This window comes from Salegentibacter salegens (genome assembly GCF_900142975.1).
GTDB lineage: Bacteria > Bacteroidota > Bacteroidia > Flavobacteriales > Flavobacteriaceae > Salegentibacter > Salegentibacter salegens.
This window is the reverse complement of record NZ_LT670848.1, coordinates 499,100-520,289: the sequence shown is the minus strand read 5'-3', so window position 1 is coordinate 520,289 and position 21,190 is coordinate 499,100. Positions and strand designations below refer to the sequence as shown.

General features: G+C 36.8%; 20 protein-coding genes. 12 read left to right on the top strand and 8 right to left on the bottom strand.

Annotated elements, in window-relative coordinates:
* Positions 1-4 precede the first annotated feature (4 nt).
* Entirely contained in the window at positions 5-1,090 is a 1,086-nt protein-coding gene (locus tag B5488_RS02250; protein WP_079733794.1) for an aminotransferase class V-fold PLP-dependent enzyme, read from the bottom strand.
* Between the two features lie 63 nt (positions 1,091-1,153).
* Between B5488_RS02250 and B5488_RS18115 the strand changes: the two genes are divergently transcribed.
* The 5 genes from B5488_RS18115 to fabD all read left to right on the top strand — a co-directional run bounded on the left by B5488_RS18115 (position 1,154) and on the right by fabD (position 4,557).
* The gene (locus B5488_RS18115) at positions 1,154-1,651 is read left to right on the top strand and encodes a 2TM domain-containing protein (RefSeq protein WP_231919791.1); all 498 of its coding nucleotides are present in this window, start codon (positions 1,154-1,156) and stop codon (positions 1,649-1,651) included.
* A gap of 3 nt (positions 1,652-1,654) precedes the next feature.
* On the top strand, positions 1,655-2,137 hold the full coding sequence (locus tag B5488_RS18110) for a dihydrofolate reductase (RefSeq protein ID WP_231919790.1): 483 nt from the start codon (positions 1,655-1,657) through the stop codon (positions 2,135-2,137).
* Positions 2,124-2,975 carry a fructosamine kinase family protein gene (locus tag B5488_RS02240; protein ID WP_079733793.1) on the top strand — a complete coding sequence of 284 codons (852 nt, stop codon included), beginning with the start codon at positions 2,124-2,126 and terminating at the stop codon, positions 2,973-2,975. The genes B5488_RS18110 and B5488_RS02240 overlap by 14 nt, the downstream gene beginning before the upstream one ends.
* Positions 2,976-3,077: 102 nt before the next feature.
* On the top strand, positions 3,078-3,581 hold the full coding sequence (locus B5488_RS02235; RefSeq protein ID WP_079733792.1) for a pyridoxamine 5'-phosphate oxidase family protein: 504 nt from the start codon (positions 3,078-3,080) through the stop codon (positions 3,579-3,581).
* 94 nt (positions 3,582-3,675) lie between these two features.
* A complete protein-coding gene (gene fabD / locus B5488_RS02230; RefSeq protein WP_079733791.1) occupies positions 3,676-4,557 on the top strand; it encodes an ACP S-malonyltransferase in 882 nt (293 codons plus the stop codon).
* 246 nt (positions 4,558-4,803) lie between these two features.
* Here fabD and B5488_RS02225 read toward each other — a convergent pair whose 3' ends face one another.
* On the bottom strand, positions 4,804-6,084 hold the full coding sequence (locus tag B5488_RS02225) for a metal-dependent hydrolase family protein (protein WP_079733790.1): 1,281 nt from the start codon (positions 6,082-6,084) through the stop codon (positions 4,804-4,806).
* Positions 6,085-6,391: 307 nt separating this feature from the next.
* On the opposite strand from B5488_RS02225, the gene B5488_RS02220 reads away from it, so the two are divergent.
* Positions 6,392-8,782 (top strand): hypothetical protein, encoded by a 2,391-nt coding sequence (locus B5488_RS02220; RefSeq protein WP_079733789.1) that lies wholly within the window; start codon positions 6,392-6,394, stop codon positions 8,780-8,782.
* A gap of 28 nt (positions 8,783-8,810) precedes the next feature.
* Here B5488_RS02220 and B5488_RS02215 read toward each other — a convergent pair whose 3' ends face one another.
* Positions 8,811-9,935 (bottom strand): DegT/DnrJ/EryC1/StrS family aminotransferase, encoded by a 1,125-nt coding sequence (locus tag B5488_RS02215; protein ID WP_079733788.1) that lies wholly within the window; start codon positions 9,933-9,935, stop codon positions 8,811-8,813.
* Positions 9,936-10,029: 94 nt separating this feature from the next.
* Between B5488_RS02215 and B5488_RS02210 the strand changes: the two genes are divergently transcribed.
* From B5488_RS02210 to B5488_RS17960, 4 genes are all read left to right on the top strand, one after another.
* On the top strand, positions 10,030-11,277 hold the full coding sequence (locus tag B5488_RS02210; RefSeq protein ID WP_079733787.1) for a 3-deoxy-D-manno-octulosonic acid transferase: 1,248 nt from the start codon (positions 10,030-10,032) through the stop codon (positions 11,275-11,277).
* A 72-nt stretch (positions 11,278-11,349) separates the two neighbouring features.
* Positions 11,350-11,583: a hypothetical protein gene (locus tag B5488_RS02205; protein WP_079733786.1), complete on the top strand. Its 234-nt coding sequence runs from the start codon at positions 11,350-11,352 to the stop codon at positions 11,581-11,583.
* Between the two features lie 129 nt (positions 11,584-11,712).
* Positions 11,713-11,991: a hypothetical protein gene (locus tag B5488_RS02200; RefSeq protein ID WP_079733785.1), complete on the top strand. Its 279-nt coding sequence runs from the start codon at positions 11,713-11,715 to the stop codon at positions 11,989-11,991.
* A 30-nt stretch (positions 11,992-12,021) separates the two neighbouring features.
* Positions 12,022-12,183, top strand: coding sequence for a Vmc-like lipoprotein signal peptide domain-containing protein (locus B5488_RS17960; RefSeq protein ID WP_170065283.1), 162 nt, complete (start codon positions 12,022-12,024; stop codon positions 12,181-12,183).
* Between the two features lie 66 nt (positions 12,184-12,249).
* On the opposite strand, the gene B5488_RS02195 is transcribed toward B5488_RS17960, so the two are convergent.
* The 4 genes from B5488_RS02195 to B5488_RS02180 form a co-directional block, all read right to left on the bottom strand.
* Positions 12,250-13,023, bottom strand: a complete 774-nt coding sequence (locus B5488_RS02195) for an XRE family transcriptional regulator (protein ID WP_079733784.1) — start codon at positions 13,021-13,023, stop codon at positions 12,250-12,252.
* A gap of 79 nt (positions 13,024-13,102) precedes the next feature.
* Complete coding sequence (locus B5488_RS02190; protein WP_079733783.1) at positions 13,103-13,480, bottom strand: response regulator transcription factor; 378 nt, start codon at positions 13,478-13,480, stop codon at positions 13,103-13,105.
* A 9-nt stretch (positions 13,481-13,489) separates the two neighbouring features.
* Positions 13,490-16,141, bottom strand: coding sequence for a PAS domain-containing sensor histidine kinase (locus B5488_RS02185; protein WP_079733782.1), 2,652 nt, complete (start codon positions 16,139-16,141; stop codon positions 13,490-13,492).
* A 195-nt stretch (positions 16,142-16,336) separates the two neighbouring features.
* Positions 16,337-17,083, bottom strand: a complete 747-nt coding sequence (locus B5488_RS02180; RefSeq protein WP_079733781.1) for an SDR family NAD(P)-dependent oxidoreductase — start codon at positions 17,081-17,083, stop codon at positions 16,337-16,339.
* A gap of 112 nt (positions 17,084-17,195) precedes the next feature.
* On the opposite strand from B5488_RS02180, the gene B5488_RS02175 reads away from it, so the two are divergent.
* Positions 17,196-17,873 (top strand): M15 family metallopeptidase, encoded by a 678-nt coding sequence (locus B5488_RS02175; RefSeq protein WP_079733780.1) that lies wholly within the window; start codon positions 17,196-17,198, stop codon positions 17,871-17,873.
* Between the two features lie 13 nt (positions 17,874-17,886).
* Positions 17,887-18,288: a hypothetical protein gene (locus B5488_RS02170; RefSeq protein ID WP_079733779.1), complete on the top strand. Its 402-nt coding sequence runs from the start codon at positions 17,887-17,889 to the stop codon at positions 18,286-18,288.
* A 311-nt stretch (positions 18,289-18,599) separates the two neighbouring features.
* On the opposite strand, the gene B5488_RS02165 is transcribed toward B5488_RS02170, so the two are convergent.
* A complete protein-coding gene (locus B5488_RS02165; protein ID WP_079733778.1) occupies positions 18,600-21,053 on the bottom strand; it encodes a zinc-dependent metalloprotease in 2,454 nt (817 codons plus the stop codon).
* Between the last annotated feature and the right edge of the window lie 137 nt (positions 21,054-21,190).

Sequence of the window (21,190 nt, the reverse complement as noted above, 5' to 3'; positions counted from 1 at the left end):
AAATTCAGACCCCAAATTTCCTTAATTCCTTTAAAAGAAAATCCAATTCTTTTTCTGTATTAAAATAATGAAAACTCACACGTATTCCTTCTCCCCGTTGCGATACAATAATTTGTTTACTTCTTAGGTACTCAAATAATTTATCGTTTCCTTTTATATTAAAAATCGAAGAATGTTCAGCGCGATTTACCACGCTTTCTTCCAGGAGATGCATTTTGGTAAATTCAGATTTGGCTTTAGCACTTAATGCCTTAATTTGGGAAGAAATATCAGCTATTCCTGTCTTTTTTATAAGTTTCAAGGCTTCGGCTAAACTCCCATAATTCAACGTATCCTGGTGACCGGGTTCAAATTTTCCAATAAAGTTCCCTTCGTGGGCTTTGTATTTTCCCTGGAGCGATCCAAATCCTAAAGCTTTTGGAATAATTTTCCCCTCCACTTCTTTTTTAAAGAGCATAAACGCATTTCCATACCCGCCGTTTAACCATTTATAAGTGCTGCAAATTAGAATATCAATTGCACTCGCATTAAAATCAAAAGCTTCAGTCCCACAAAATTGTGTGCCGTCAGCAATAAATAAGGTTTCCGGATATTCTTTTTTTAGATTTTGAAGAAATTCAAGATCTAATTTAATTCCGTTTATATACTGCACAATACTAAACGCAAAAAAATCGGGTTGTTGCTTTTTAAAAGCTTCAGCAATTTTATTCTCTAAACTTTCATCAATTTCAGCATATTCAATTTCAAAATCTCTGGATTCTACCGCCCAGTTTAGCGACGGATAGTCGTTTTTTAGCAATAATGCTTTTTGAGGTTTTTCAAGCCCTTCAAGTAAAGTATTAAATCCGTAACTGAAATTTGGAACTAAAGCAATCTGCGAAGGCGGGCAACCAAAAGATTCGCCAACAAGTTCCCGGGTTTCGGTTAAAATTTCGCTTTGCTTTTCTTTAAAAACGCTTGCACCAAGAAGAAAATCCAGGTCGTGATTTTGCCTGAACTCCCATACCGATTCCGGTAATAATCCCGAAGCCGCGGTATTTAAATAGGTATATTGCTCTAAAACCGGAAATCCTTTTCTTAAATTCTCCATTTTCCTCTGCGAATTGTTAACAAAAACTGTAAATTTGGAATAGACACTAAAGTACTTCTAATTATGTTTTCTAAAAAGAAAAACACTTCTAAACTCGATGCCGAACAGCGTGAACTCTATGAACACGCGCGTAAACGTACCCTACAAAAAAAGAGGTTATTTCAGCATTTTATTATATTCCTTATCGGTGCGGTTTTCCTTATCGTTTTAAATGTGGTGATTGGCTACCAGGAGAATTTTATGCCGTTGGGCTATAATTGGTTTGTATGGGCTATTTTAATTTGGGCGTTTATTTTTTTAGTGCACGTTTTTAATGTTTTTATCACCAATAAATTCATGGGTAAAGAATGGCAGGATAAGCAAATGGCGAAATTAGTGCAGAAACAGAAGGAAAAAATCGCAAAAATGCAAACACAGGTAGAAAAAGATTTTCCTGCAAATCGGTCTCAAAGAGAAACCACTCTAAAACCTGAAGATAACCGGGAATTAAAAAGCGGGAACGAGCGTTTTAAACCAAAAACCGACAATCCCGATAAGCCCGACCAACCTTACAATACTTAAAATATGATTACAATGATTGCCGCTGCCGCGGAAAATAATGCCCTGGGAAAAGATCAGGATTTGGTGTGGCACCTGCCAGATGATTTTAAGCGTTTTAAAAAGTTAACTACCGGGCATCACATAATTATGGGACGAAAAACCTTTGAAACTTTCCCAAAACCACTTCCTAACCGCACTCATATTGTAATAACTCGAAAAGATAATTATTTAAAAAAAGATGCAACAGTGGTATCATCTTTAGAGAAAGCACTCGAATTTGCTAAAAACGATGAACAGCCATTTATAATTGGCGGTGGTGAAATTTATAAATTGGGAATGGACGTGGCCGATAAAATAGAACTTACCCGCGTACACGGAACTTTTGAAGCAGATACTTTTTTCCCTGAAATTGATGAAGAAAAATGGGAATTAGTAGCCGAAGAATTTCACCCAAAAGACGAAAATCACGATTACGCATTCACTTATCTTACCTATGTTAGAAAATGAAGCGCTGCATAAAATAGCAGAGGAAAATAATCTTAAAAGTCCAAAATTCAGCCGACTTACAGGCGGAGATATTAATGATGTTTTTCTTATTAATTCTGAAGATAAAAAGCAGGTTGTAAAAATAAATAATGCTGAAAAGTTTCCAGGAATGTTTGAGGCCGAAAAAGCCGGACTGGAAGCACTTGAGCAGCCAAAAGTAATAGATATTCCCAGAGTTTTAGGAGTTGGTAAAATTGAAAACACTTCATATTTACTTTTGGAATACAAGGAAAGTACCGCCAAATCCTCCACTTTCTGGACAGATTTTGGAAAGCAAATGGCCGCTTTGCATAAAACAACTTCAGAGGAATTCGGGTTTCATCAGGATAATTATATTGGTAGCCTTCCACAACAAAATAATGCGTCAGCATCAGCAGCCGACTTTTATATTTCTGAGCGCTTAGATCCTCAATTAAAAATGGCAAAAGACAGAGGCTATGATCTTGGCGTCACTAAATCTTTTTTCAAAAATATTTCAGCAATAATTCCTGATGAAAAGCCATCATTAATACACGGTGATCTTTGGGGTGGTAATTATTTGGTCAATGAAGAGGGAAACCCTTGTCTTATAGATCCAGCCACAGCTTTTGCTCCACGCGAAATGGATCTTGCCATGATGCAACTCTTTGGTGGTTTTGACAAACAGCTTTTTGAAGTTTATGAGCAGGAATTTCCTTTAGAATCCGGTTTTGAAGACCGAATTCCGCTATGGCAACTTTACTACTTACTGGTTCATCTCAATCTTTTTGGGATGGGTTATAAATCTCAAGTTACCGGTATACTTAAACAATTCAGTTAATTTCACAATTCTTAACAGCCCGCTTTATTCTTTTAGGAGTTTATTAGCGCAGATAGGCAGAGATACTCATTAAATTCAATTTCCAACTTAAACTTAAAAACAATGAGTACTGAAAATTTAAATAGAGACGAGGCTTTAGACAAAATGAAGTCTATGGTAAAGGATATCAAAACCTGTATGCTGGTAACCGATTTTGGCAATAAACCCCTAAGCGCGGTGCCAATGACGACCAAAGAAGTAGATAAGGAAGGAAATATCTGGTTTTTTAGCAGGTTAGATAGCGACCACAACGGTGATATCGCAAAAGATAATGATGTACAGTTGTTATTTAGCGACACTTCAGATATGGAATTTATAAGTATCTATGGTAAAGCAAGTATTGAAACCAATGAGGGTGTTTTAAAAGAATTTTATGGAAAAATGGACGATGCCTGGTTTGACGGAGTAGATGATCCTAATTTAACCGCTATAAAAGTGGTTCCCAAAGAAGCCTACTTTTGGGATAACAAGCAAAATAAATTTGTGACTTTCTTAAAAATAGGAGCTGCAGCAGTAAGCGGTGATAAAAAAGGAGATATTGGAGAAAAAGGAAAATTGAATCTTTAAACTTAGAAATTTTTAAGGAAAGACCTTGTAACAGCGCATTTGTTATGAGGTCTTTTTTATTATTTCTATTTTAGCCGAATCTAAATTGAATATTATGAACGCATATATTTTTCCCGGCCAGGGAGCTCAGTTTTCAGGAATGGGTTTAGACCTGTTTGAAAAATCTACCAAAGCACAGGATCTATTTAAAAAAGCCAATTCAATTTTAGGCTTTTCTATCACTGATATTATGTTTGAAGGTTCTGCTGAAGACCTTAAGCAAACTAAAGTTACCCAACCGGCAGTATTTTTACACTCGGTTATTCTAAGCAAAGTTTTAGGCGAAGATTTTAAGCCCGATATGGTTGCCGGCCACTCTCTTGGAGAACTTTCTGCCCTAGTCGCCAATAACACCCTTTCTTTTGAAGACGGTTTAAAGTTGGTTTATAAACGCGCTATGGCGATGCAGGAGGCCTGCGAATTAGAACCTTCTACAATGGCCGCTGTTTTAGGTCTTGAAGATGAAGTTGTTGAAGCTGTTTGTGCCGAAACAGAAGGAATCGTAGTAGCTGCCAATTATAACTGCCCGGGACAATTAGTAATTTCTGGTGATGTAAAAGCTGTGGAAGCTGCCTGTGAAACTTTAAAAGAACGCGGTGCCAAAAGAGCAATGATCTTACCTGTGGGCGGTGCTTTCCACTCACCTTTAATGGAACCAGCCCGAAAAGAACTTGCAGCTGCAATAGAAAATACAACCTTCAATATCCCGACTTGCCCAATTTATCAAAACGTAAGTACTTTTGCGGTAACCGACCCGGAAGAGATTAAGAAAAACCTGGTTTTTCAATTAACCTCCCCGGTAAAATGGACGCAAAGTGTTCAAAATATGATTAAAGATGGCGCTACAAATTTTACCGAAGTAGGTCCCGGAAAAGTTTTACAGGGATTAGTAAAAAAGATAGACCGAAAAATGGAAACCGCTTCAGCTACTGTTTGAGACTGAAAAAAAATCATAATTAAAAGGCTTTTTGAATAACCAGCTTTCGTCAAGCTGAACGCGTTTCAGCTTCTAATATGTTAGATCCTGAAATAAATTCAGGATGACCTTCAAAACATCCTGGATTTCAATAGACCAAAGAAATTCCAAAAAATAAAAAATCCTGAAGTTCATAACTTCAGGATTTTTTATTTTTATGTGTTTACAGACAAAACTTCTCCACTCCGCTCGAAGTGACAAAGGAATTTAATTTTTATAGATCTTTCCTTCTTTCATTACAAATTTCACTTCTTTTAAAGTCTCAATATTCTTGGTAGGATCTTCGTCTACCGCAATAATGTCGGCATAAAAACCTTCAGCGATCTGGCCGATCTCATCTTCCATTTTTAAAATTTTAGCCGCAGTAATTGTAGCACTTTGAATTGCTTCCATTGCCGGCATTCCCGCTTCAGTCATATAAACAAACTCCCGTGCATTTTCACCGTGTTTAAATACACCGGCATCGGTACCAAAGGCAATACCCACGCCCCTTTTGTATGCCCGGCCAAACATATCCTGAATTTGGGGACCAATTTCCCTGGCTTTTGGCACTACGAGCTCAGGATAATAATTTTCAATTTCAGCATTTTGAGTTACCTCTTTCCCGGCTGTGATTGTTGGTACAAGATAAGCGTCATGCTCCTTCATTAAATCCATCGTTTCATCACTCATTTTTGTACCATGTTCAATGGTTTTTACACCGGCTCTAATGGCGCGTTGCATTCCTTCATCACCGTGCGCGTGCGCGGCCACATGAAAATCATAATCATTTGCCGTTTTTACAATAGCTCTTATTTCCTCTTCGGTAAACTGCGGATTTGAACTGCTTTTAGCTACACTTAAAACCCCGCCCGTAGCAGTAATTTTGATTAAATCGGCGCCATTTTTATAGCGTTGGCGTACTGCTTTGGCTGCCTCATCAGGCCCGTTAACCACCCCTTCTTTTGGTCCCGGATCTCCGGTTAATTCTTTATTCATTCCGTTACTGGGATCGGCGTGACCTCCTGTAGTTGCTAAAGATTTTCCGGCGGTAAAAATTCTAGGACCGTCAATTTTTCCTTTATTTATAGCATCGCGAAGGGCAATATTTACCCCGCTTCCGCCTAATTCCCTAACTGTAGTAAAACCGGCCAATAACGTGGTTTTAGCAAAACCAACCGAGTTAAACGCCGCATCTTCTGGATCGTTTATAAAACGCTCCATATATTTTTGCGGATTTGTTTCACTTTCCAGATGCACATGCATATCGGTTAGTCCCGGAAGCACGGTTTTATCACGTAGATCTATTACTGAATCATTTTCATTTTCCGGATTTACAAATCCGTTTTCTACACTTTTAATCCTTTTTTCAGAAACAATAATTGTTTTTTTAGTTAGTACTTTTCCTGATTTTGTATCTACCAATTTCCCGGCCTGTATGTAGAAATCCTGCGCCTGAAGCCCTGCAGATAAAAATATTCCGAAGCAAAAAATTAAAAGTTTTTTCATTTTTAAAATTTATGAGTTTAAAAATTCTTTGATTGTTTCGGTAATATAGTCAATTTGTTTTTTATTTAAATCAGCATCATTTGAAGATGAACTATTACAGGAATTAGCTAAAAAGTTAGATCTAAAATTGGAAAAGGCTTTAGCCGAAATGATGGTTATAAAGTTTTCGCAAAACAGGCCCAATTAATACTGAGATTTTATATATTAATATTTTTCATTACATTATTCTCAAATTTAATTAACTTTAATTATTCGGTTAATTCTTCAATTTATAAACTCCTATTAAACTATATTCTAATATTTTACTATGATTTGCGCTTCATATAGAAACCTATTATTACTCCCTTTATTTTTTATTACACTAAGTAGCCTAGCCCAAAATGAAATCACCAATGAAAAAGAATTGAAGGAAAAATATGCAGAATATTTTAAATTAAACAGAGAGGCAGTTTACCTACATCTTAATAAATCTACCTTTTTACCAAAGGAAAACATTTGGTTTGCTGCCTATGTAGTTGATCAGCAGCAAGGACTTCCATCCTTAGCAACAACCAATTTAAATGTTGAGTTATACGACTCACAGGGGGAGCATTTAAAAACAAAAACTCTTTTCATAAATGGCGGTAAAGGAACAGGTTTTTTTGAATTGGAGCCGGGTGAATACAGACCAGGAGATTATTTTATAAAGGCTTCAACGAGCTATATGAACAACTTTAAAGAAGACCTAAGTTTTGTTGTCAATTTTAAGATAGCAGGAGAAAATGAGAATAAGGAGATCAAACCCAATTATGAACTTTATATTTTACCCGAAGGCGGTCATTTACTGGCTGATGTTCAAAATACTCTTGGTATAAAACTCATAAATAGCGCCGGAGATGGAGTAAAGTTTAAAGACGCAAAGATTATAGACGATACTAATCAAGTAATTACCACATTTAAATCTAACCGATTTGGAATGGGAAAAGCAAGTTTCACCCCGGAATCGGGTAAAAGTTATAAGCTTCAATTAACCACCTCCAATGGTGATGTTATAAATAGAAATATTGAAAAGGCCGAAGAAACCGGGCTTACTTTAACGAATAATTTTTTAAAAGATAAACTTATAATTTCTCTAAAAACCAATGAGAAAACGCTTTCTCAAATTGAAAAGAAAGACTTTTTAGTTGCTATACATAAGAATGGAGAAATGAGACAGTATAAGTTTCAATTTCCAAAAGGGAAAACAATTGCGCCTATTGACATATCAACTGATTCACTTTTTTCTGGAGTCAACACCATCACGGTCTTCAATGAAGACTTTCAGCCATTGCTAGAACGACTTATTTTCAATTATTCAAAAATTAAAAGAGTTAATGTAAATGCCAAACAAGTAACTAAAGCAAGAGACAGCCTCGAAATTCAGCTAAATTCTAAACTGGATAATATTAGAAGTAATACGCTTAGCATATCTGTACTTCCCGGAAACACCAGCGCCTATGCAACTCAGCAAACAATACTTTCAGAATTTCTATTAGAGCCTTACGTTAAAGGTGAGGTTGAAAATTCGGCCTATTATTTCAGGAAAAAAACTGATAAAAGAAGAAGGAATTATGATCTGGACCTACTGTTATTAACCCAGGGCTGGAGCAAATATTCGTGGAATAATATTTTTAATGAGACTCCAAAAGAGCTTTATACTGCTGAAAAAGGCTTTACCATAAATGGTACGGTAAACGATAAAAAAGTTTCTGAAGACCAGCTTGTGTTCTTACAATCAGACAATTCAAGCCTTTTCGAGATATTACAATTGGATGATAGCAAAAGTTTTAAGGCTAAAAATTTATACCTTTTAGATAGTGCCGCTGTAAATATTGGCCTTGCCAAGAAAAATAACCGAATTAAGAAACCAGCTATGTACGCCACTGTTCTACCTCAAAAAAATGAATCAGAACTCGATGAAATTTTCTTAAGAAAAGAGCTTAAAAATTCAAATCCAAATCCGGGAATATCACCCGGAAGTATTGGCAACTTTATTAAAAATTCTGAAGCTTTAGATACAGTGGTTGTAAAAGCTAGTTCAAAAACCTCTAAAGAAATAGCTCAAAAGATGGGTTCTATGGGCCAAACAGAAATAATTGGTAAAGAAACAGGACAAGCCTTCACTTTCTTCACCAATTATTTAAAGATGCGAGGCTTCCAGGTAAAACGAAATGTAGGTAGTGGGGAATTACTAATTCTATCACAAAGAATGGGAAAAGCCTATCCGCCAATTATATTTATGGATGGCGTAAGGATGCAGAATTATGATTTTCTTACCCAATTACGCACATCAGAAGTAGAGGCAATATATATTAATAAAAGTGGCGGCGGTATTATGGGCCCCACTGGAGTTGGTGGAGTAATAAAAATAAAAACCGGCCAAAACTATAAAAGCAAAGATTCAGACGCAACTTACAACGATTCTACGTTTAAATTCATTACTGAAAATGGTTTTGCTTCAGATAAAGAATTCTATGCTCCAAAATACCGATCATATTCCAACAATTTATTTGAAGATTATGGTGTTATTCACTGGATAGGTGATACATTTTTGAATCAAGAAGGAAACACCAGTTTCAAAATACTTGACACACAAACTCCCAAAATAAAAATCTTCGTTGAAGGTATGACGGAAAATGGAGCATTGATTTCCGAAGAAATTAATTTAGAAACTCCTTAAAATTTCAGCCTCATCAAATTCTAGCTATTCAAAAATCTAAAATAGTTTTTGAAATATACTCAATTTGCTCATCATCCAATTCGGTATGCATTGGTAAGGAAAGTACTTCCTGAACCAAATGATTGGTCACCGGGAAATCGGCTTCGTTATATCTTGAATCTACATAAGCTTTTTGCTTGTGTAGTGGAATAGGATAATAAATCCCGAAAGGAATTCCTTTTTCCTGAAGATGTTTGGCCAGGGCGTCACGTTTTCCGTTTATAATTTTCAGTGTATATTGGTGATAAACGTGTGTATCTTCCTTGCCAAGAAGCACCGGTGTAATTACATCTTCCTGCCCTTTCAAAGCTTCAGAATACTTAACCGCCGATTTCTTTCTGGCTTCATTATAAGAATCTAATTTTGGAAGTTTTGCTCGTAAAACTGCCGCTTGCAAACTATCCAATCGGGAATTCACACCCACCACATCGTGATGATAACGCTCGTACATTCCGTGGTTCACAATGCCACGAATAGTATGCGCCATTTCATCATCATTGGTGAAAATCGCACCACCATCGCCGTAGCACCCTAAGTTTTTAGAAGGAAAAAACGAAGTAGCACCAATATGGCCAATAGCTCCCGTTTTTTGAGTTTTGCCATTTTTAGAATGGTAGTTTCCACCAATAGCTTGCGCATTATCTTCAATCACATAGAGATTATGTTCTTCGGCAATTTCCATAATCGCATCCATATTTGCCGGCTGGCCAAAAAGATGAACAGGAACAATGGCTTTTGTTTTTGGGGTAATCGCTTTTTTTATGGCTTCGGGATCTATATTAAAGGTATCGGGTTCTACATCTACCAACACTGGAGTAAGCTGAAGAAGCGCTATAACCTCAACCGTAGCCGCAAAAGTGAAATCGGCAGTAATTACTTCGTCTCCCGGTTTTAAACCAAGACCCATCATTGCTATTTGCAGCGCATCGGTACCGTTCGCACAGGGTATTACGTGTTTAACCTGAAGATAATCTTCTAAATCTTTCTGAAATTGCTGAACTTCAGGACCGTTAATAAATGCTGCATTTTCTATAACTTCCTGAAAAGAAGTATTCACCTGATCTTTTATGCCCTCATATTGACCCTTAAGATCAACCATTTGTATCTTTTTCATCTGTTTTTTTTGAGTAGCACGAAAATACGAAATAAGCTTTCTATTGCCAATCAATTTTAATTAAAGGCCTATTTTCGCATAAGAAACAAGTATTTTGAAACCACTTTACAACTTAGTCACAAAAATTGCCGAAAAAGCATTACCGTTGGCCGGCAGGTTTAATCCTAAACTCAAACTATTCATCGAAGGCCGTAAATCGGTTTTCGCTAAACTGGAGGCAGAAATAGATCCTGCTTCAGATTATCTTTGGTTTCACGCTGCTTCTTTAGGGGAGTTTGAACAAGCTTTACCCATTATTGAAGAGGTAAAAAATGAATTTTCGAAGTATAAGATTCTCATCACTTTTTTTTCACCTTCGGGATATGAAAACAAGAAAAATCACCCGCTGGCTGATGTGATTACCTATCTTCCGTTAGATACCCCAAATAATGCAAAACGATTCCTTGAGCTTGTGAATCCGAAAATTGCTTTCTTTATTAAATATGAAATCTGGCCCAATTTCTTAACCGAATTAAATAAACGAAACATTAAAAGTATATTGGTCTCTGGTGCCTTTAGAGAAAACCAGGTCTATTTTAAAGCTTACGGAGGTTTTATGCGGAAAGCGCTTTCAAATTTTGATCACTTTTTTGTTCAAAATGAAGCTTCAATGAATTTACTTCAATCTATTGGTTTGAATAACATCACCCTAAGTGGCGATACGCGCTTTGATCGTGTTTCAAGACAAATTCAGTATAACAATACACTTAATTTTGCTGAAGAGTTTATAAATAACAAAACCTGTCTGGTAGCTGGAAGTACCTGGCCCGAAGATGAAGAAATTTTGTTTCCATTTATTAATAAAACTTCCGCAGAAATCAAGATAATAATTGCTCCTCATGAGATTAAAGAAGAGAAAATAAAGGCGCTGGAACAAAAAATCAAAAAGAGATCTATTCGATATTCAAATATAGAAAACCAAGATCTGGCTAATTTCGATGTATTAATCTTAGACACCATAGGTTTGCTGGGCAAAGTTTACAGTTATGCCAATATTGCCTATGTAGGCGGTGCCGCCGGTAATACCGGACTTCATAACATTCTGGAACCTGCTACTTTTGGAATTCCGATTATTATTGGTGAAAATTATAAGAACTTTCCAGAAGCTATTCGGCTAAGACAACTTGCTGGTTTATTTTCGGTAGAAAACTCTTTAGAATTTAGTGAGGTGACAGAAAAACTTATTGCCAATAAAAAATACAGAGAGAAAACCGGGATGATTTCCGGTCACTTTATCAACAGTAATACCGGTGCTACCAAAACTGTAATTAAATACCTAAGGAGCTTACCCGGGTTTAGCTAAAATTTCCTAAAAAATAAATGCACCTAACATTTATATTGTAATTTCGGTGTATAAACCAATAAATTAAACATTATGAGACGAGTACTTATTACTGGAGTAATTTTACTGTTTACCGCAATGAGCTTTACTTCATGCCGGGAAACTACAGAAAAAGAAACCGTGGTTAGGGAAGTTGAAGTGGAAAAAGAGGAAACTGTTGAGCCCGAAGAAGAGCGCAAAGGGATCCTGGAACGTGCCGGTGAAAAAGTAGACGGAAAGGTAAATAAAGAAATAGACGAGGAGATAGATAAAATTGACGACAATTAAGCAAAAGCAATAAAACAGCTGAAAACAAACTGTTTTCGTGGTTTTTTAAGAAAATTTTAATATTGTTTCTGTTAAAATCCACTTTTACATTTCTAATTTTGCTTTAACAAACTAGAAACAACCAAATTTATGAAAAGATCAATTTTAATGCTCGCTATGTTTTTTACCCTTAGTACAGCTTTTACTTCTTGCCGTGAGGTTAATGAAGAAGAGAACGAAATGGAAATGGAGGGTGAAGAAATGGAAGGCGAAATGCACGAGGATATGGATCATGCTGGAGACGACATTGAAGACGCCGCCAACGATGCCGGGGACGCTGTAGAAAATGCGGCTAACGAAACCGGTGACGCAGTGGAAGATGCTGCCAACGAAGTTGAGGATGAAGTTGAAGGTAACGACGACTATTAATTCTATTAATAATTAACTAAACTTAGAACTATGAAAAAATTAATTTTAATGCTCGCTATTACCTTTAGTACCGCTGCGGTTTTTACTTCTTGTAGAGAAGAAAAATCTGGTGTGGAAAAAGCTGCAGACGATATTGAAGATGCTGCAGATGATGTAGGAGACGAAGTAGAAGATGCTACAGACGACATGTAGTAGCTGAAATTTTAACCAACCAAAGAAAAAATCCTTTTTGATTAAGTTCAAAAAGGATTTTTTTATTTAAGCCTGTTTCTTAAACGATTTTAATTCTCGTTTAAGATCTTCCATAGATTGTTTTAATTCTCTAAAAAGTCCGCTTTCTGAAGGATTATCTAAGTTAAAAGTAAGCTTGGAGTTTACCTGCCAGAGTTCCTGAATTTCGTTAATATTCACTTCAATTGGTAGATATTCTTCATTTAATGAAATTAAAAGAACCTTAGAAGCATCGGGGAGTTTTTGAAGTTTTTTAACCAGCACTGAATCCTGCAACACCACTACATAGATTTTATTATTACTGGCCTGATCTAAATCGGGAACGGCTTTAGCCAAAACCCATTCATTAGGATAATAATTGGGCAGCATACTATCTCCTTCAATTTGAAAACCGCGATAGGTTGCATTTCTAAATTCAGGTAACGGAATATCAAAAGCGGGTAATTGCTGGTACCATTCTACATCCTGAACGTTATGTGGATATCCGGCAGCAGCTTTTTGATTCACCATTACCATATTTTCATTATCTGAAGAATCTACGGTAACAACTTTTGGGCTTACATCGCCCTTGCTTAATTGCAAATATTTTTGCCCACTCTGTCCAAAAAGCCACAACGGATTTATCCCAAACTGACTTAAAAGCTCGGCTACCACTTTTCCTGATAGTTTAGTACGGCCGCGTTCAATATCGGCCGTAGAGTTTTTTATCCCTAAAAGTTCGGCAAATTCAGATTGCGTAAAGTTATTTTCCTCCCTTACTTCTTTAAAATGTTTAATGTCAATAGATGGTGGCTGCCCCATAATTTCTAATGTTTAGGAATTTATCCAATAATAATCAAATTTATTGGATAAATTCCATAATCGCAAAAGAAAATGTTTCCTATTCCTTGTTGGCAGCAAGTATTATTTCTATTTTTTCGGTAAGTTCTTCCACCTCAAATGGTTTTGCGATAAAATCGTTTGCTCCTGCATCTCTACATTTAGGCCCGGCATCGTGCAATGCCGACATCATAAGTACAGGGGTTTCGGCAATCTCCGGGTTTTTTCTTATTCCCGCACAAACATCGGTACCATCAACGCCAGAAATTAACATATCTAAAAGTACAATATCTATATTTTCCTTCTGAATTAATTCTTCTGCTATAAGTGGCTTTTCGGTGACAATTACCTCATAACCGTAAAATTCCAGTAATGTTTTTAACATTTCCCCAATTCCCGAATCATCATCTACCACTAGAATCTTTGTATTTTTCTCCATATTAATTATTTAAGAAGTAATTTGCTTGGCATCCAGAATAAATGAAAATTCTGAACCTTCGCCTAATTTACTTTTCACTTTTATTTCTCCGTTATGTCTTTCCATAATCTCGTTCGCCAAATATAATCCAATACCGAAACCAGAATAAGTTTCTTCACTTTTAACCCCAATCCTGTAAAATCGTTTAAAGATTTTTTTATGGTTTTCGGTACTTATTCCAATCCCATAATCTTTTACAATTACTTTTACCTTGTCTTTAGCTTCCTTTACAACGCTTACACTAATATTAAGGCTGCCGGGGGAATATTTTATAGCATTAATAATTAAATTAATAATTACCTGCCCAATACGGTCTCTATCTGCCATCACAACTCCGTTTACTTCACTCTCTAAGTCTATTTTATGCTGTGTATTGGTATAATTTATATCCTGAATAGTTTCGGAAACTAATTCATTTAAATTGAATTCTTCCCTCTTCAATTCCAATTGATTTTCCCGAATCCTGGAAAGATCAAGTATTTCTGAAATTAATCGTGTTAACCTTGAAACCTGGTGATTTATTCTTTCTAAAGAAGGTTGTAACGGCAATTTTGAAACTTCTGCTTCCTGCTGTTTTTTAATTAAACTTAGCAATAGTTGCACATAACCTTTTATAGAGGTAACCGGGGTTTTTAATTCGTGGCTTACCATTTTAAGGAATTCTTCTTTACGCTTTTCCTCTTCCTTAATTTTATCGATTTCAGTATTAGCGGCAATCCACATTTTCACTGAGCCATCGTCTTCCTTAACCGCTTCACACCGGCTTAAATGCCAGATATATTTCCCTTCTTTATTCTTTAATCGCAGTTGCATTTCTAGATCGCAGCCAGTGCCCAGACACTTTTCCCAGGCATCTAAATAAGATTGTTTTTCATCAGGGTGAATAAATGCTACCCAGCCAATTTCTTTAAGGTTTTCACTAGCCCGACCTGTAAAATCTAACCAGTTTTTATTGAAATAAATATCATTTCCATGTCCGTCGGTTTTTGAAACCATTCCCGGCATTAAATCGGCCATTTGCCTGAAATGAAATTCGCTTTCCTTCAACAGCATTTTAGATTTAACCGATTCGGTTACATCTATTGCCATATTTAAAATTCCGTAGATTTCCCCGTTTTTATCCCGTAGTGGTTTGTAAGTAAAGTTATAAAAGCCGGTATGCATTTCACCGTCTATAAGTAAATCTACTTTATCTTCTTTACCCCAATAGATTTCCCCTGTGGTAAACACATTTCTCAACAGTTCCAGGAAGGGCTGCCCATCTAATTCGGGGAGAGCCTTTTCTAAGGGCGTTCCTACAACCGATTTATTTTTTCCCCATAGCTTAAGCATAGCGTCGTTTGCCAACTCAATATTCATATCAATCCCGGTATAAATAGCGGTCGCTACCGTGGCTTCTTTCACTATGCCCTGTAAACGGTGTTCTTTTTCCCGCACCAGGTTTTCTTTTATCCTTTCGTCGTGTACATCTATAACAGTACCAATCATTCCCTCGTACTCGCCGTTGGAGTTAAACCGGGGGCTTCCTTTATCTATAACCCACCGGTAATCTCCCTTTGCACTTTGAAGACGAAAGGTGGAGCTGTAATGTTTTCTTTCCTTTTGGGCTTCAAGAAAAGTCTCTTTAGCACCTTTATAATCTTCAGGATGCGTTGTTTTTAACCAACCAAAGACTTTGGCATCTTCTACTTCCTGGCCGGTATAACTATACCAATTTTTATTTAAAAAGGTACTTTTTCCATTTTCATCGGTTATCCATATAATAGCCGGTACCGCATCAATCACCTGGTTTAACCGGTCTTCACTTTCTTCAATTTTTTTACGAGCCAGCACCTGCTCGGTCACATTAATAGCGTGGACAAAAACTCCATCTATTTTACCTTTTTTGTTCCGGGTAGGTTCATAAACAAAATTGAGGAAAGAATTTTTAATCTCTTCATTTTCGTCCTGAAGCTTAATTGGGGTTTCATTTCCAATATATGGTTCACCGGTAGAATAAACTGTATCTAAAAGATCTATAAAACCTTGATTTCCCACTTCTGGAAGAGCCTTTTTTACGGTTTTTCCTATAATATTTCTATTGCCAATTAATTTTAGGTAATTCTCATTAGCTACTTCAAAAATATGCTCGGGTCCTCTAAGAATGCAAATCGCAGCAGGCGCATTAGAAAGTATATTATCTACAATTTTATTAAAAACTTTCTCCTGGCGGGACAACCCCACACTTGATTTAAGTCTTTTAAAACTCAAGAGAATTAAAGAGTTTTTCTTTGGCAGGGAAAGTAAAGAAGCGTTTACCGAGAATTTTTTTCTTTCATTTTCTGAAAACTTCACCTCAACAGTGCTATCGGAAATCGTTTTTTCCCCGCTTTGAAGTTCTTCCAGAATTTCTCTGAATCCAGCAGTATCAAATTGCTTTTTATTAAAAGTAAAAACTGAACCCCCTTCTTCAATATTACTAATTCTAAATTTTTTCTCAAAATTAGCATTGTATGCCACAACATTTTGGCCTGTATCCAGTACCAATAAGGGCTCTCTAACGGTTTTAATAAATCCGTCAGCATAATTTTTAAGATTGTCTAATTCCTCTTTAGGAAGTTTAGAGGTGCCAGATTCTACCATAAAATGTTAACTAAATCTTCGGTTTAAATGTGCTAAATTAAAGGCACTAAAATACTATTTTTAAACAGTAATTTCCTTTTCTATTTCTTATGAAAATCATAAAGTTATAGATCAAAGAAGGGAGAAAAAATGGCAATAGAAAAACCGATAAAAATGACTTTCTACCGGTTTTGAAGATGTTAAATTGAAAAAAAATTATTGTGCTAAATATCCGCCATCTATAGGATAATAAGCTCCAGTAGCGAAAGACGACTTCTCACCAGCCAGCCACAAAAATAGCTGAGCCACCTCATCGGCTTCTCCTAATCTGCCAATTGGATGTACATTTACCAATTGCGATAATAAATCTTTATCTAAATCTTTTAACATTGGCGTATTTATAAACGCAGGCCCAACAGAATTCACCCTTATTCCTTTAGCTGAATATTCCAATGCAGCAGATTTTGTTAAACCTACCACCCCATGTTTTGCCGCTACATAAGCTGCCGAATTCGCAAAACCCACGCTTCCTAAAATAGAGGCCACATTAATAATTGAACCGTTTCCATTTTTGAGCATTGCTGGAATTTGATACCGCATTCCGTAGAAAACCCCTGAAAGATTTATCGCGATCACCTTATCCCAACCCTCCACAGGATATTCACCAACCGGATGCTGCGGCCCCCCAACCCCGGCATTATTTACGGCAATATCGAGTTTACCAAATTTCTTTACCACTTCGGCAACACTGTTTTCAGAATCTTTGGCTTTTGAAATATCTGCCTTAAAAAATACCGCTTCTCCTCCATCTTCAGTTATTTTCTTCACCAGTTTTTCTCCTTTTTCAACATCGATATCAGTTAAAAAAACCCGGGCACCTTCCTTTGCAAAAAGCAAAGCTGTACTTTCTCCTATTCCCGATGCCGCTCCAGTTATGAGCGCTACTTTACCTTTTAATTCCATGACCTGATTTATTTTAATTAAACAGCTTAAAATTAGCGTTTTAAAACTCTAAATAATATGATGAAGATCAGGAAATAATATTTTAAGTAACTTGGCTTAAAATTCAGTAAAAATGAAAAGCTTAACCTACCTTTTAATTTTTATAATTAACATTACACCAAGCCTGGCACAGGAGCACAAACTTCAAAAAGGTTTTGTATATGTTAATGAAAAAATTCCTGATATTAAATTAGATATTCGATATGCCCGGAGTAATAATTTCATAGGAAAACCGGTAAACGCCTACCATAAACCTGTTGCCATTTTAACGGAGGAAGCTGCCACATCGCTTGAAAAAGCTCAAAAAGATTTAATGGCTGAAGGTTATTGTTTAAAGATTTTTGATGCTTACCGTCCCCAAACCGCAGTAAACCATTTTATAGCATGGGCTAAAAAACCCGAAGACACACTTACCAAACAAAAATTCTATCCCGATGTGGCTAAAAAAGATCTTTTTCAGTTAGGATATATAGCTACTAAGTCTGGGCACTCCCGTGGCAGTACCGTAGATCTTAGCATTATTGATGCCCAGACAGGGGAAGAAGTAGATATGGGTAGCGGCTACGATTTCTTTGGTGATATTTCACACCACGGCACAAATAAGATCACTAAAGAACAAAAAGCCAATCGTTCTTTGCTAAAGCGAATAATGATTAAAAACGGGTTTAGACCTTATCCTGAAGAATGGTGGCATTATACTTTGCGAAATGAACCATATCCTGAAACTTACTTTGATTTTCCCGTTCAGTAATTCTTGAAATTTTATGCAGAAAACTTTACAATTCCCCTACGCTATTAAAATAATTAGTTTAGTCCTGATTCCGGTGACTCTGGCGCTTATAATTTTCTCAGAAAATCTTGCTACCTATTTTAAAGTCGAGAATGAACTACTAAGCTGGATTTCTAAAACCTTTTTCTTCCTGGCTTTAGTTTTACTAAGCCTTTCAAAGGAAAAAAATGAAAGTGAAGAATTAAAATTAATTAGACACAGGTATGCTTCGCAGGCACTAATGTTTGGTGTTTTTCTAATTTTCTATCATTTAATTTTAGAGTTTATTTCCTGGGATGGTAGTGTAGAACTGGAGAGCGGATACAATATAATGACCGCTCTTTTATTATTTTACCTGTTTCTTTTCCATTTTAGAAGAAGAAATAATAAAAAGTAGATATTTCTTATTTTAGCTCTATTATTTAAGCTTTTAACGGAAGTGAAATTAGATCAAGAAAACAAGCAGCGTTTATAAAAATTTCTTCGGAAGAAAACGTTTAAGCCTGAAACTCAGAAACGGAAAAACAAGACATCTTCCAGCTAAAGCCCAGAAAGAGATCCAGGAAATCCAGAATTTTATAAACTCGCAACAGAAAGTAACAAGTTAGATTCTGAAATGATCCCGAAGCGTCGGGACAGAATGACGAGTAAAACAAATCCCCGAAAACATAAAGTTTCCGGGGATTTTAATTAATTCTGACCTAAAAATTAAGCCTCTACATCTAACGCAGCATCTATCCTGGCGATTAGATCTTCCCAGTGATATTGGGTTAACGAATGATTTGTTCCAGATTTTCTTCGATTAATTTCACGCTTTAAAGTTTGCATTTCGCCTCGCATCAAAGGCAAAATATCAGACTTCAGCAATGCCTGGTTATCTTCAGCATTTAATTTCTTAAGATATTCTGAAGCAATATCTACATAAGAACGTTGCAGATTTCGCCGGTAAGCATCAACTTTATTTCGATTATAAAGTTCGCTAAAAATACCATCTCGCAGTTCTTTCATTAAATTCACAGCGGTATAGGCTTCGTCACCATTTACTTCTTCGTTGGCTATCATTCGGTTTAAGCGATCTTCATCCAGCAAATTATTCAGGGCACGGGTTTGTAAACCCTGCACCCGTTCTATCGCTCCCGAAGCTCCAATTCGGTTTAAAATTTCCTGGTTAAGCAACCAATCGGGCTTGGTAAACGCTTCTTCTACCAGGAAGTCAACAGCTTCTTTTTGTTTTTGCTTTGGCACATTTTCGTAAACCACTCCATCCTGATTTGAGGTTTTTCGGGTTTCGTAAACGCCGCCAACATTCGCAACCACGTGAGAAGTATAGCCCCGCCACATATAAGTTAATTCACGATACACTTCTTCAAGATCGTCATAAGCGTAACCATCTTTGGAAGTCCAGGTTATTAAATTTGGAACTACTTTTTTAAGATTTGCCAATCCATATTCGCTGGTTTTTACCTGGTCGTCTCCCAAACTTTCTCGTTGTGATTGCGGGTCTACCCCGGCATAACCATTTCCGAATTCATACCAGGGATCTCCTGCTTTTTCCAAAATCCATTTATCCAACTTTTCTTTTTCTGCTTCAGGAGAATCGGCTTCTGGAATATATCTATAACCCCAATTAATGGCATATTTATCGTACGGCCCCATCATTCTAATATACCGCACCCCTTCATCTTCGGGTTGTGCTACATAATTTACCCGGGCGTAATCCATTATAGAAGGAGTTAAACCATATTTCTGCGTGAATTCAGCCGATCTTAAAGAATCGGTTGGATAAGCCGAGCTGGCTTTCATATTATGCGGAAGTCCCAGCGCGTGGCCAACTTCGTGCGCAATCACCATACGCATCATTTCCCCAATTTCAGACTCGGGAGTGTTTAAGGTTCTCGCATCTTCGGTTTGCGCTCCAGCCTCAATCATATACCGATTTCGGTAAGACCGCAAATGATTGTGGTACCAGATAATATCACTTTCAATAATTTCCCCGGTTCTAGGATCGGTTACTGAAGGTCCCACCGCATTTCTGGTAGTACTCGCCACATAACGAACCACCGAATATCTCACATCTTCCGGGCTAAATTCAGGATCTTCTTCTTTGGTAGGCGGATCTTTAGCGATTATCGCGTTTTTAAAACCTGCTTCTTCAAAAGCTACATTCCAGTCTTCAATTCCCTGCTTAAAATATGGCCTCCATTTTTCTGGAGTGGCAGGATCCAAATAATAAACTATAGGTTCTTCAGGCTCTACGAGTTCTCCACGCTTATAGGCTTCAATATCTTTTGGCACCAATTTCCAGCGGCGAATTAGTTCATAATCATCGGCTTTTAATTCTTCCGAATTATAATCGTATTTATCTATGGTAAACCAGCCCACACGATGGTCTGCAATTCTTGGCTGCATTTTCGCATCGGGCAGTAAGATCATAGATTGATTCATCATCATAGAAATGGTCCCGGCCTGGTCTCTGGTTGGTGGCTCTTCGGCCTCGTAAGTCATTACGTGCTTTATCTCTACATTTTTTGGGTAAGCATTGGCAGATTCTATATAAGACCTGCTCTGGTCTAACTTTTTTACTTTATAACGCTTTCTAAGCGAAGATGAAAGTCCGTTAATAGCCCGTACTTCGTTTTCAAACAAATCTCCAACTTCTATTACCACACTTGTAGAATCGTTGTTATAAGCTTCAATTTTTGAGCTGAAAAGAATTGGAAAATAATTATTGGCCTGCACCGATTTATAAATAGGCGATTCTTCGTCGCTCATATTTTCAAAACTAATCACTTTTACATCTATATTTCCTTTACGTTTGGTCCAGCGAACCACCTGCTCGTTCACTTTAGAACCGGCATTCACATAACCGCCGCCATAACCGTCTGGAACTCCGGCAATACGGCTTACCAGTAGCATATCTTTATCCAGCATCTCCATTGGGATTTCAAAGTAAAGCTTATCGTCTACAAAATGTGTGGTAAAAAGCCCTTCATCAGACGCTGCTTCTGAAGTAATGACCTCTTTATAAGATTTTAATCCGTTTGTGGATTTTTTTGAAGTGTTCTCAGCCGACATATCTTTACCGCCAAAAACCGATTTTTCACTTCCGCAGCCGGCTGCAAGTAACGCCGCCAGCCCCAGAATTGGTAATTTTTTAATCATAGATTTTCATTTTGGCCTCAAGATAAGGAAACCTGCTAAAATTTTTAAAGTATAAGCAGGGAAGAATTTAGATATTTGAACGGCATCCTGAACTGGTTTCAGAGATTAAAAAATATTAATATTCACAAATTATATCC

Coding starts and splice junctions, on each gene's coding strand:
- B5488_RS18110 (WP_231919790.1), top strand. CDS start 1,655: ATGATTACAATGATTGCCGCTGCCGCGGAAAATAATGCCCTGGGAAAA.
- B5488_RS02220 (WP_079733789.1), top strand. CDS start 6,392: ATGATTTGCGCTTCATATAGAAACCTATTATTACTCCCTTTATTTTTT.
- B5488_RS02175 (WP_079733780.1), top strand. CDS start 17,196: ATGAAAAGCTTAACCTACCTTTTAATTTTTATAATTAACATTACACCA.
- B5488_RS02185 (WP_079733782.1), bottom strand. CDS start 16,141: ATGGTAGAATCTGGCACCTCTAAACTTCCTAAAGAGGAATTAGACAAT.
- B5488_RS02215 (WP_079733788.1), bottom strand. CDS start 9,935: ATGAAAAAGATACAAATGGTTGATCTTAAGGGTCAATATGAGGGCATA.
- B5488_RS02200 (WP_079733785.1), top strand. CDS start 11,713: ATGAAAAGATCAATTTTAATGCTCGCTATGTTTTTTACCCTTAGTACA.
- B5488_RS02235 (WP_079733792.1), top strand. CDS start 3,078: ATGAGTACTGAAAATTTAAATAGAGACGAGGCTTTAGACAAAATGAAG.
- B5488_RS02195 (WP_079733784.1), bottom strand. CDS start 13,023: ATGGGGCAGCCACCATCTATTGACATTAAACATTTTAAAGAAGTAAGG.
- B5488_RS17960 (WP_170065283.1), top strand. CDS start 12,022: ATGAAAAAATTAATTTTAATGCTCGCTATTACCTTTAGTACCGCTGCG.
- B5488_RS02170 (WP_079733779.1), top strand. CDS start 17,887: ATGCAGAAAACTTTACAATTCCCCTACGCTATTAAAATAATTAGTTTA.
- B5488_RS18115 (WP_231919791.1), top strand. CDS start 1,154: ATGTTTTCTAAAAAGAAAAACACTTCTAAACTCGATGCCGAACAGCGT.
- B5488_RS02205 (WP_079733786.1), top strand. CDS start 11,350: ATGAGACGAGTACTTATTACTGGAGTAATTTTACTGTTTACCGCAATG.
- B5488_RS02190 (WP_079733783.1), bottom strand. CDS start 13,480: ATGGAGAAAAATACAAAGATTCTAGTGGTAGATGATGATTCGGGAATT.
- B5488_RS02225 (WP_079733790.1), bottom strand. CDS start 6,084: ATGAAAAAACTTTTAATTTTTTGCTTCGGAATATTTTTATCTGCAGGG.
- B5488_RS02250 (WP_079733794.1), bottom strand. CDS start 1,090: ATGGAGAATTTAAGAAAAGGATTTCCGGTTTTAGAGCAATATACCTAT.
- B5488_RS02180 (WP_079733781.1), bottom strand. CDS start 17,083: ATGGAATTAAAAGGTAAAGTAGCGCTCATAACTGGAGCGGCATCGGGA.
- fabD (WP_079733791.1), top strand. CDS start 3,676: ATGAACGCATATATTTTTCCCGGCCAGGGAGCTCAGTTTTCAGGAATG.
- B5488_RS02165 (WP_079733778.1), bottom strand. CDS start 21,053: ATGATTAAAAAATTACCAATTCTGGGGCTGGCGGCGTTACTTGCAGCC.
- B5488_RS02240 (WP_079733793.1), top strand. CDS start 2,124: ATGTTAGAAAATGAAGCGCTGCATAAAATAGCAGAGGAAAATAATCTT.